This window comes from Exiguobacterium sp. s83, assembly GCF_018617095.1.
Lineage (GTDB): Bacteria > Bacillota > Bacilli > Exiguobacteriales > Exiguobacteriaceae > Exiguobacterium > Exiguobacterium profundum.
This window is the reverse complement of record NZ_JACSJP010000001.1, coordinates 1,670,471-1,682,128: the sequence shown is the minus strand read 5'-3', so window position 1 is coordinate 1,682,128 and position 11,658 is coordinate 1,670,471. Positions and strand designations below refer to the sequence as shown.

The following is an 11,658-nucleotide window of genomic DNA, read 5'->3' as shown; positions in this document are numbered from 1 at the left end:
AACCGTTGAATCGGTTGATTCGTGCTATCATTAGGTCAAATTTAAATGGGTGAGGTAGCAGACTGATGATCGAGAACAACTTTTCAAACCGAGTATATCGTAAACATCAAGAGAAACTGTTCGCGCTCGTACGGATGCCGATTGTAACGGAAGAAACGGTGCAGGAGGCAATTCTGTATATGTGTGAGATTGTCGCCGATATGTTGGCAGTCGATACAGTCTCGATCTGGCATTTTGATACATCGTATCGATCTATTTCATGTCAAGTCGCTTATTCTCACGAATCAGGGACACATCATCCGAAGTTGACGGTCCAGCGTGAACTTGCGCCTGACTATTTTGATGCGCTTCAAACAGAGCGAATCCTTTCGTTTGAGGATGTTCGCAGTCATCCATGGGTGAAGGACTTGTACAAAGAGTACTTTGTAGAAGGAAAGCGTGTGTACTCCATGCTAGATGCTCCGATTTATGCAAACAATCGTGCCACAGGTGTGATTTGTTGCGAGACGTTTCTGCCTCGGGAGTGGAACTATCTTGAGGAATTGATTGTGAGTACACTTGCGGATTTTATTGCCATCCTGTACTTCCGGCTTGACCGGCAGCTTGTGGATGAACGGATTCATCAGTTAGCCTACACGGACGAACTGACAGGTTTGATGAACAAATATGCATTTGTCGAGGAAGTCGATCAATTACGTCAACAAGCGAGAGGGTTTTTAGGAGCAGTTTTATATATTCGAGCAGACGATTTTCGGTCTATTGAGGATGCGATTGGAACCGAAACATCGAATTTGATTGTGAAAGAAATGGCGAAACGACTACGAGCAGTAATCGATGAATCTAGGATGGCACGTACCTCGCAATCGGGATTTGTCATTTGGGTACCTTACGGGGAACGGAGGAAAATACGTTCGTTTGCAGAACATTTATGCGAGCAAGTGACGCGTGCGCCATATCGAGTCAATGAATTAGACGTTGTACTGACGACGAGCGCATTCATCTCTATTGAACATGAAAGTCGATCTACTTTGGATATGATTCATACAACACGTGTCGTTGCAGGTCAATCAGATGAGAAACGTGGGGTCATCAAGTTTTTTGAAGAGGCCATGGCGCAAGAAGCATCTGAGAGACTCTTGTTAGAGATGAATTTACGTACTGGTGTGATATCAGGTCAGTTTGAACTGTATTTCCAACCGAAAGTGAATGCTTCCTCAGGTAAACTGAAAGGGTTTGAAGGGTTGATGCGCTGGAATCACCCAGAGCGAGGTCTTGTGCCGCCGCTCGACTTCATTCCGCTTGCCGAATCAACGGGTATCATCATCGACTTAGAGGAATGGGCGTTCGTGACGGCCTGTCGCCAGCTCAAACGTTGGCATGAACGGGGAGACCGGTACGAACTCGCCCTCAATTTATCGGCGCGTCACTTCTTATCCGAAGGGGTCGTCGAAAAGTTTGCCCAAATCGCACGAGAAGAAGGGGTCAGTACGAGTTATTTGACCTTAGAAATCACGGAGAGCGTCGGGATGGAGAACCAGCAACACGTCATCGATCGTTTCGTCGCATTCCGTGAAGAAGGTTTTTCCATCTCGATCGACGACTTCGGGACCGGGTTCTCGGCGTTCGTCTACTTGAAGCACTATCCGATTCATGAGATCAAAATCGATCGCCAGTTCATTCAAGTGACCGAGAATGACCCGACCGGAAACGTCATCGTCGAATCGATTGTCGATCTGGCACGTGGTTTGAATTTGAAGACGGTGTGCGAAGGCGTCGAGACGCTTGAACAGTGGAACGCGTTACGCGAACTCGGCTGTGACGAGATGCAAGGGTATTACTTCTCTAGACCATTGCCGCTCGAAGAACTGGAAGCATGGATTGCTGACTATACGGTAAAATGATCGGACATTCCTTTTGGATATGGTGTCGGAGGGAAGTAAATAAAGGGTTGCCTTCTGTGGCAACCCTTTATTTGTATTGCAATATCAGGGGGCACTGAGACGTGTGATGTTTGAATCGGACAAAAAGACGAGAGAGTAGTAATTGAAGTGTGAACCGATTATCGTCCGTCTTTTGAAAAACAATCCAAGAAATGGAGTAAATCATTTTTTAGCATCTTTATCTTTGGTTAAGGTAAACTGAATCTAATCCATTTCAAGCAAGGGGGCGAATCGATGTATCGGACGATATTGATAGTTTATGCAGTTGAATACATAGGCGATCGCCTGAATACCGAACCTGCGCTCATTTGAGTCGGCTCAATTTTTGGAACGAGTTAGTAATCGAACCTAAAGGAGAGCCTACTTCATGAACAATATTCATATTCAAAATAAAGAGAGTCTTACCTATTCCCCAAAAATCATTCTTCTCATTTGCCTGGCGCTTGCGTTTGCTGTGATGAACGGAACTATGTTTAATATCGCACTGCCGGATGTCGCAGAAACATTTGCCTTACGTACAACGCAAGTCAGCTGGATGGTCACGAGCTTTATCACCGTGTTTGCACTAGGTACGTTGATTTATGGAAGACTCGCCGACCTTTTCCCGATTCGGACACTTTATACTACAGGAATCGCACTATTGGCTTTGGGTGGGTTAATTGGCTTTTTAGCCATTTCTTATGAGATGTTGATTATCGGAAGGATTGTTCAAGCAATGGGGGCGGTAGCAATCCCGTCTCTGTCGTTCATCATTCCAGTACGCTATTTTCCTGAACATCGTGGACAAGTATTTGGGTATCTTGCAGCCACAATCGCTTTTGCATCGGGAATTGGACCGATTGTTGGGGGATTCGTAGGAGGGATACTCAGCTGGCGATTTATCTTTTTAATTTCTGTGATAAGCGCTTTGGCCATTCCGATTTTCAGAAAGTCACTTCCTGTCGGGAGTAGACGACCAGGAAAAATTGACTACATCGGTGCACTTTTAGTTGGTCTCTTGGTCATTTGTCTGCTTTTCGCGTTAACTAAATTAATAGTATTACCGCTATTCATGGCAGGATGCGTCTTCATTCTTCTTGTGTGGAGGATAAAGGCAGTGCCGGATCCGTTCATTAATCCCAAAATGTTGAAGCATGCTTCTTATAGTCGTATCTTGCTTACAAGCTTTTTCGGGACATTTATTATTTCTGGTGTTTTATTCACGATGCCTCTTTTGTTACGTGAGCTATACCGGTCTTCGACAATGGAAATCGGACTGATTATGTTTCCAGGCGCACTAGCTGCAGGGTTGTTAGGAAAGTATGTTGGTAAATCGATTATGTATAAAGGTGGGGAGCGATTCACGCTTTTCGGGCTGATGTTCGTTACCTGTGGAACGCTCATTCTTTCATATGTTATTGGTTCAAGTGTTTGGATTGTGACGATTGCGTTATTTATCGCCTATATCGGTTTCCCGTTTATTCAAAGTGCGACAGCAGATTTGATTAGCCAATGTCTAGATGAAAAAGAGAGTGGTACGGGGTTGGGTCTATTCAATCTCGTCAACTTCTTTGCGGGAGCATTTAGTAGTGCCTTTTTAGCAAAGTTAATTGAAATGGATGAGATGTTCGCTTTTCATCCTTTGAGAACAGACCAAGCAAACGTAGTTTACAATGGAATTTATCTTATTTTGGGTATTCTAGGGTTGCTGACGACAATCAGTTTTTTAATCGGACTCAAAAAGATAATGCAGAAGCGCTGAACAAGATTTTCTGTATTGTTCCCACAACGTATTTGAACATTCTTTTATCAATAGGAAAGGGACGCCTGAGCGTCCCTTTTTCTTATGCAGTGAATGTGATTTGAATCGTGGTACCGTATCCCGGTGCACTTTCGACTTCGACCTTCCCGCCGTGGGCTTCGATGATGTCCCGTGAGATGGCCATGCCGAGACCACTCCCGCGTGCGTCATCTGTATTCGTGCCTCGGTAATAGCGTTCAAAGATATAAGGCGATTCGGATTCGGTAATCCCATTTCCATCATCTACAATCGTCACGATGTCACCGTCGACTCGAACGGTCACCTCATATGAGGAAGTGTCCCGTGCGGACGTGCCGCAGTCGATTACGAAAAAGTGAGTAAAAAAAGCCATTCGTCATGACCTTCATGGCGGATGGCTTTTGCCTGTTCAGACGACAGGCGCCTCATAAGCGTTTAGTTCGAGTTTTAATATGTACGTTAGTTCATGATGCACCAATTCGGAGAAGTTCGTCTTTTTGACGTGTGTTCGTGGGCGCAATCCGCATTCCAATGCGATGTCGACAATGGTACGAATCTGATTTTCCGTATAGAATCGCTTCCGACCAAACGTGAACGGGGTCGGCGGCAAGACGCCATCGGTCTCCCACTTGATCAATTGCTGTTGGCTGCGTGGGATGCCGGCCACACTAAAGGCGCGGCTCAATTCTTTGAGCGGATAGACAATCAAATGTTGCTCTTTATACGAAATTGGTTTTCCTTGTTCCGGCCGGTATGTATCCCATTCGGTCGCTGAAAACGTCAGGTCGGCTTGGTCGAAGTCGTGTTGAGCGGAAGGAATTGAGGCAAAGCTTGCGAGGTCTAGGCTGTTCATCGTGTATGTCTCCTTCTTCAAGACTGACTAGTAAAATTCAAAAAATGCCCTCCTACGTATCGTACCCCATTTACAAGAATTTAACTTACAGTTTTTTCAAATATGGGGAATAAATCATGGTACTTTTGACGTATTTTTGAATGCTGTCTGCCGAAGATTAAGATACCCTAATTGGTATGAAAACTCAAGAAAAGCAGTCAACATTTGAAAAATGAATAAAAATTCAGAGGTTTTGGGACTATCGTCACTCATTGTTATAGAAAAATAGAATGAGCACTTTGACCTTGTAAGCGGTTAATAAGGGCGAAGGAGGTGAGACAGATGGCAGCATATCGAGAAACAGCGACGATACTTTATTTGGATACCCGGCGACAACTCGACGGCAAAGAGAAAAAGCAACTCGTTCGCTATGGACCGCTTGGAAGTCGGATGGATGAGGCACGGATGAAACAGTTTGGTGACTTGATCAAGGCACTGATTGATGTGGAATCCGCCAACTACATCGTGGCCCAAGAATTTCTAGTGTATTAACAGGGAGGACTTATGAAGAACCGCACTCGTCCCGCCGCCGATCCTCGGCACGATGAGCAGGTGGTCACATGAGTTGGCCCGAACTCATCTCCAATCTGGGGTTCCCCATCGTCGTCTCACTCTATTTGCTTCATCGGATTGAGACGAAGCTCGATCGCATGATCCAGCTGCTCGAACGAATGGATACCTCGACCGTATCAGAAACCTAATTCCCTATTGAAAGGAGCCATCCCCCCATGGCTGTCTTAACAGAGAAGAAAGCAACGTTCGTGTTGACGACGCATCATGACGTACAAACAGCAAAACCGACGAAAAAAGCACAACGGTTCGGTCCGATTCGTGCCGACCTGACGGCAGATACGATTGACGCGTTCGGTCGTCTCTTGATCGACCTCGTCATTCAAGAGGAAGCAGACCTCGGCATCGTCCGTGAATACGATTTAGTCTAACCCATACACTAAGGAGGAGAATCACCCATGACTGACACAAAACTTGAAATCTCATTTTTAGATGCATTCCATAAGGTCGTACGCTTCCGCTTGAACAACGTGAAACAACCGGTCGACGCCCAAAAAGTAGAAGCGCTTGCTGACTTCATGGTCGCCAACGATCCGCTCGCGAAGAATGTGATGGAGTGGACCGAAATCAAGATGATTGAAGGTACGCAGACGGTATTGAGTGAGAAATAATCGATGGAAAGGTGACTCTTGCAGTTTGAGTCACCTTTTTTTAAGTTTGGTCAATCCTCTTCATTATTTTCTGAAAATTGTCGATAGTATAGGAAACACTGCATGATTGAGAGGGGAATACATAGATGGCATGGAAATCAACATGGTCTAAAGCACTGAACCGGATCAAACGAAAACCGACATGGACGTGGAAACCGACACTCAAGTGGAAACGCGGAGAGAAGCGTGAACGGACCACATCTTTCGGGGCGAACATCGGGAGGAATTTAACGATTCGTCAAAAATTATGGGGTCTCGTCATCGTATCGCTCGTCATGGTCATTGGCGTCGGCGGCTACGCGCTATTTTCAATGAGTGGCGCGAACCGTCAGGTGGACGACATCGTCAACAACTGGAACAAAGGACTCGACTACGCGCACGAACTCAATACGCTCGCTGCGAATTATCGGACGCTTGAGCTCGATCATATCGTGACGGAGGATGCGGCACAAAAAGAAGAACTCATGACACGAATGAAAGAGATTCGTGACGAAATCAATACGATCGCACCAAAGTATGAAGGACGAGCCGTAAACGCAGAAGACAAGGAACTTTTTACGAATTTCTCGCGTCAATGGGAGATGTATCAACGTGTCTCGGACAACATGTTGACGTTCAGCTCAACGGGTAACACAGGGATGGCCCGCTCATACTATGATGCGCAGTCCAAATCTACGTATGACAACTTCACACAAAAACTAGCAGACCTTGTCGCCTACAACTCAGAAGGGTCGCAACGTGTCGGTCAGAACATGGAAAGTGAATTCATGCAGTCTCTCATGGCGTTGATTGCCGTGACGGTTGGGGCCGTGGTGATTCTCTTGTTCCTCGGACTCAGCCTGTTACGCTCGATTATTCGACCGATGCAAACGCTCCAGACACGCTTTGATGAACTTGCGACACAAGGTGGGGATTTGACGATGACGATTCCCGTCACGTCGAACGACGAGATCGCACAAGTCAGTCGTTCGTTCAACACGTTCCTCGCCACACTTCGTGAGATTATGATCGATGTCGACGAGACGGCGAAAGTCGTTCTCTCGTCTTCAAAAGATGTATCCGCTGAAGTGACGCGACTCAGCCACTATATGGAAGAGACGTCGGGTACGGTCGAAGAATTGACGGCTGGTATGGAAGAAACGGCAGCCTCTTCACAAGAAATGAGCGCCTCGACGACCGAGATGGGTAGCTCGATTGACTCGATTGTCGATCTATCAAACGAGAGTGCCGATACGGCGAACCGAGTCGAGACACGAGCACACCAAATGCGTGAACAAGCCGTTGTTTCGAAAACAGAAGCAGTGGCAATTATCGAGAAGAAACAAGTCGAGCTCGCAGAAGCCATCAAAGGGGCCAAGTCGGTTGAAGAGATTCGTGTCTTGACGACAGCTATTCTTGCGATCGCCGACCAGACGAACTTGCTCGCCTTGAACGCATCGATTGAAGCGGCACGGGCAGGTGAAGCGGGTCGCGGATTCGCGGTCGTCGCATCCGAGATTCGCAAACTGGCGGAAAACTCACGTCAGACGGTCAACGAGATTCGTGACGTGTCAAACACGGTCATCGATTCGGTCGAACGACTCAATACGAGTTCGGCAGACATGTTGACGTTCCTCAATACGAAAGTCATGGCCGACTACGACCGACTCGAAGATGCCGCAACGCAATACGAACAGGATGCGACAGTATTCGGTGAGACGGCGAAGACGTTCGAAGGTAACGCGCTTCAACTTCGTCATATGACGGACAACATTCTTGGGGTCATTCAAGAAGTAGCGACGACCGTGACAGAGGGCGCGGACGGAACGCAGTCGATCTCAGAGAAAGTTCAGCTCTCGGTCGAGCGCTTCAACGACGTTCAAGCGAAGATGAGCGAAACGGAAAAACGGGCGATCGAACTCTCAAATCGCGTGGCGCAATTCAAACTATAAGCAAGTCTCAGAACCAGGCAGCTGTCTGGTTCTTTTTTGTGCCCAGTACAAAAAATAAAAAGATAGGTCAATACATAAATGAATTTCAAATTGTTGGTACAAATAAGGCTGTTGTATCCGATAAAGAAAAAGGCAATACATAAAAATAGAGAGAAATAGAGGTGGAAGAGGAGATTACTCCTCGTAGTACGTGAAAAAGATACGGAACACATGGACGTTATCAAGAAAAATCATGACGAGTATCGGTTTGATTCTAATTTTGACAATCGTTGGAATGGGATACAATCTGTGGACGCTCGACCGGATGACGAGTCAATATGAACACATGATTTCAAACGATGTCATGAAGATGAAAGCGGCAGACGACTTGGCGCTCGGGATGGTCCGTCAAGCGTATGGTGTCCGCGGGTATGTGCTTCTACAGGATGATGAGCGCAAACAACAAATCAGCCGGGGCGGAGAAGAGAAGAAAGCCGCCATCGAATCGTTGATTGAACTCGCGGACAATGAGACCGAACGAAAGGAATATGAATCGTTACTCGGATACGTGACAGGATATGATGAGTTGGCGACTCAAGCCATCACGGCAATCGACTCAAAAGATCAAGAAGCGATTGATCGTTTGACACTACGTCTCATGCCAGACGTGACGAAATCGATCGCATCGACCGGAGACGCATTGCAGGCCGAGACGGAAGAGAAGATGTTGGCGATGCAGATGGAGCTCCAAGAAGCGAGTCAGCGTGCCTTCTGGTACTCGGTCTTCATCGCCATCGTCAGTTTCGTCCTGACGATGGGCGCAGGATATGCCATCAGCCGTATGGTGACGACACCGCTCCGTTTCTTAGCGAAAGAAGTAGAAGTAGTCGCGGAAGGTGATTTGACACGTGAGGATCTTCAGGCGCTCACACAAGATGAAATCGGACAATTGATGACCGGCTTCAACCGCATGAAGGGTAATTTGCGTGAACTCATTGACCGCGTCACCCAAAACGCACAGGAAATCACAGCACAATCGGAAGAACTGTATGCGAGTACGGAAGAGATGGCGTCACAGACGGAGGAAACGACACGTCTCATCGACCGAGTCGTGGAAGAAACGGTCGCGCAGGCGAAAGAAGCGACTGGAACATCTCAAGCGGTGGCTGTTGCCGATGAAGGCATCGGTCGTATCGCTGGATCGATTGGCTCGATTGACGATGATGTGTCACAGAGTTTGATGCTCGCCGAAGAAGGTGGTGCGACGATGGCTCAGGCGAAAGACGAGGTGCTCGCACTGGAGCGGGAGACACGTCTGACGGGAGAATCGATTTCGGCATTGAAGCAACAGTCTGACGAGATCGCCCTTATCACCGAGGTCATTCAATCGATCACCGACCAGACAAACTTGTTGGCATTGAACGCGGCCATCGAAGCGGCACGTGCCGGTGAGCAAGGAAAAGGGTTCGCCGTCGTTGCAGAAGAAGTGCGTAAACTTGCCGAGCAGTCGAAGCAGTCGGCGACACAGATCGCCGGGTTGATCGAGTCGATTCAGACACAGTCGAACGCCGTTCTCGACCAACACGTCGTCAGTGCGAAACGCGTCGAGACGAACACGTTGTTGCTCGAACGAGCGACACGTGCGTTCGAACAGATTGTCAGTCAGCTCGAGACATCAGTCGATAATACGTCACATATCCGCATCGCATCGCATGAGATTGCGGAGACGACGAAACAAGTCGCGACGTCCTCTCTTCAAATGTCACAAGACAGTGAAGGGATGGCCGACACAATGCGTACGGTCGGTGAGACGGCTGACGCCCAACTCGCGATGATTCAAGAATTGAACGGTGTCGCTGAATCACTCGGCAATATGACGAGTGACCTGCAGACACTGATTGGTCGATTCACGACATAAGTTGAAAGCCCTGTCTCCTTGGAGTCAGGGCTTTTCGTTCACATCGGAACGATTCGCGATGAAGAAAGTGGGGAATCAACAACAAGGTAAACGACAAAAAGGAGTGGATTATATGAAGTATACGGTCATTACAGGAGCTAGTTCAGGAATCGGCTATGAGACAGCGAAGCTACTCGCCGAAAAAGGCAAGTCGCTTGTGCTCGTCGCAAGACGGAAAGAAGAGCTTGAGTCGCTACGTGATGAGATCAAATCCATCTCGCCAGATAGTGATGTCATCATCAAATCGACCGACCTATCATATAGCGAAAACGTGTATGGTCTCTATGAATCGCTCGCGGACCTCGATATCGAAACGTGGATCAACAACGCCGGATTCGGGGATGCGGATCTCATCAAAGATGTCGACCTCGGTAAAATCGAGAACATGATTCGTCTGAATATCGAAGCGCTCACCGTCTTATCGAGTCTATACGTCCGAGATTATCATGACGTCGAAGGGGCGCAACTGTTGAACGTGTCGTCTGTCGGGGGCTATCGGATCGTCCCGAACTCGGTCACGTATTGTGCGACGAAGTTCTTCGTGAGTGCGTATACGGAAGGGCTCGCGCAAGAGTTGAAGCAGAGTGATGCCAAGCTTCGGGCGAAAGTACTCGCACCGGCTGCAACCGAAACGAGTTTCGCCGACCGGGCTCGCGATACGGAAGGATTCGACTATAGCGAGAACGTCGCAAAGTATCACACGGCGCGCGAGATGGCAGAATTCCTATGGGAGTTACTTGAAGGCGACGAAGTCGTCGGGATTGTCGATCCGGAGGACTACTCGTTCAGCCTGCGCGGACCGATTAAACCGTATGCCGGATAAACAAAAACATCACGCCGCGCTGAACTGCTCCCCGTCAAGTAGACAGGGCAAATAATGAATACCGACCTAGGCGGCTTGAGCCCTGTATTCGACAGGGCTCAAGCCGTTTAGTCGTTTCTGAAAACGATCGTGGTTGTAGAACGATATGTAGGTCTCGATGGCCGATGTGAGTTCGCTATATGCTTGGAACTCACGCAAGTAGTACATCTCCACTTTCAAGGTGCCCCAAAAACTCTCGATCGGCGCATTGTCGATGCAACGTCCGACCCGGGACATGCTTCGGGTCATTCCCGCGTCTTCTACCATCCGTTTGAACCCTCTCGAGGTATATTGGAACCCTTGGTCGCTATGGATCATCGGACGTGCTCCTGTACGGATCCCCGCGATGGCTGGCATCATCGTATGGAACACGAGCCCGTTGTTGTTGGACCTCCCGATGCGATAGGCGACGATTGAGCCGTCATACAGGTCGATGATCGCGCTCAGGTAGGCCTTCTTCCCGGCGCCGTATTTGAACTCGGTGACGTCGGTGCACCATTTCTCGTCCGGTCGGGACGCGCTGAACTCTCGGTTCATCAGATTCTCGGCCACGTGCTGCGGCGTTGACTTCTTATGCTTCTTCCGCTTCCGGCGGATGATCGATTGGATCCCATGGATATGCATCAAGCGATAGATCCGCTTTTCATTGAACGGGGACAGGCTCTGTTGCCGGCGCAGCCGATTGATGGTCATCGTGATCCGACGGTACCCGTATGTGCCGTTCGCCTGGTCATAGAGCAGACGAATGTCCTACAGAAGCTTCTCGTTCTCTTCTTGACGCACCGGTATGGTACGATTCAACCATTTGTAATAGGCCGCCCGTGAGATGTCGGCGACTCGACAGAGGAGCACGATCGAAAGGGCCTCCTCTTCGTTTAATTCTTTGATGGCGATATATCGTTGCTGTAGCCGTACCTGGCTGATCACGACTTCCTCTCGATCTCCTCCAACTTTTTTAGAAACAAGATGTCCGCACGAAGAAGTTCGTTCTCAAGCTCCATTTGCTGGATACGGCGCTTAAGCTTCTCTTCTTCCATCATGCGCAGCGCACTCAATTTTTGTTCGATCGTATGCCGACTTCTCGCCATAAAAAAACACTCCCCAATAGATAAACAGAT

At 48.3% G+C, this 11,658-nt stretch carries 11 protein-coding genes and 1 pseudogene; 9 read left to right on the top strand and 3 right to left on the bottom strand.

The window, feature by feature from the left end; genetic code table 11:
* The first annotated feature begins 65 nt into the window (after positions 1-65).
* Positions 66-1,901, top strand: coding sequence for a sensor domain-containing phosphodiesterase (locus KNO73_RS08605; protein ID WP_215112346.1), 1,836 nt, complete (start codon positions 66-68; stop codon positions 1,899-1,901).
* Between the two features lie 406 nt (positions 1,902-2,307).
* Positions 2,308-3,681, top strand: a complete 1,374-nt coding sequence (locus tag KNO73_RS08600; RefSeq protein ID WP_215112345.1) for an MFS transporter — start codon at positions 2,308-2,310, stop codon at positions 3,679-3,681.
* 82 nt (positions 3,682-3,763) lie between these two features.
* Here the strand turns inward: KNO73_RS08600 and KNO73_RS08595 are convergent, their stop codons facing one another.
* Positions 3,764-4,072, bottom strand: coding sequence for a sensor histidine kinase (locus KNO73_RS08595; RefSeq protein ID WP_483297477.1), 309 nt, complete (start codon positions 4,070-4,072; stop codon positions 3,764-3,766).
* Between the two features lie 36 nt (positions 4,073-4,108).
* A complete protein-coding gene (locus tag KNO73_RS08590) occupies positions 4,109-4,552 on the bottom strand; it encodes a MerR family transcriptional regulator (protein ID WP_214685903.1) in 444 nt (147 codons plus the stop codon).
* A gap of 321 nt (positions 4,553-4,873) precedes the next feature.
* On the opposite strand from KNO73_RS08590, the gene KNO73_RS08585 reads away from it, so the two are divergent.
* The 7 genes from KNO73_RS08585 to KNO73_RS08555 all read left to right on the top strand — a co-directional run bounded on the left by KNO73_RS08585 (position 4,874) and on the right by KNO73_RS08555 (position 10,501).
* Complete coding sequence (locus KNO73_RS08585; RefSeq protein ID WP_214873095.1) at positions 4,874-5,083, top strand: hypothetical protein; 210 nt, start codon at positions 4,874-4,876, stop codon at positions 5,081-5,083.
* Between the two features lie 68 nt (positions 5,084-5,151).
* Positions 5,152-5,292 carry a YvrJ family protein gene (locus tag KNO73_RS08580; protein ID WP_012727209.1) on the top strand — a complete coding sequence of 47 codons (141 nt, stop codon included), beginning with the start codon at positions 5,152-5,154 and terminating at the stop codon, positions 5,290-5,292.
* A gap of 27 nt (positions 5,293-5,319) precedes the next feature.
* A complete protein-coding gene (locus KNO73_RS08575; RefSeq protein ID WP_147538794.1) occupies positions 5,320-5,532 on the top strand; it encodes a hypothetical protein in 213 nt (70 codons plus the stop codon).
* Positions 5,533-5,559: 27 nt separating this feature from the next.
* On the top strand, positions 5,560-5,772 hold the full coding sequence (locus KNO73_RS08570; protein WP_031422462.1) for a DUF2922 family protein: 213 nt from the start codon (positions 5,560-5,562) through the stop codon (positions 5,770-5,772).
* Positions 5,773-5,897: 125 nt separating this feature from the next.
* The gene (locus tag KNO73_RS08565; RefSeq protein ID WP_215112344.1) at positions 5,898-7,742 is read left to right on the top strand and encodes a methyl-accepting chemotaxis protein; all 1,845 of its coding nucleotides are present in this window, start codon (positions 5,898-5,900) and stop codon (positions 7,740-7,742) included.
* Between the two features lie 190 nt (positions 7,743-7,932).
* Entirely contained in the window at positions 7,933-9,639 is a 1,707-nt protein-coding gene (locus tag KNO73_RS15145; protein WP_353047960.1) for a methyl-accepting chemotaxis protein, read from the top strand.
* A 112-nt stretch (positions 9,640-9,751) separates the two neighbouring features.
* Complete coding sequence (locus KNO73_RS08555) at positions 9,752-10,501, top strand: SDR family NAD(P)-dependent oxidoreductase (RefSeq protein ID WP_078147538.1); 750 nt, start codon at positions 9,752-9,754, stop codon at positions 10,499-10,501.
* A 66-nt stretch (positions 10,502-10,567) separates the two neighbouring features.
* Here KNO73_RS08555 and KNO73_RS08550 read toward each other — a convergent pair.
* Positions 10,568-11,574: pseudogene (locus KNO73_RS08550) on the bottom strand (IS3 family transposase); the annotation flags it as partial.
* Between the last annotated feature and the right edge of the window lie 84 nt (positions 11,575-11,658).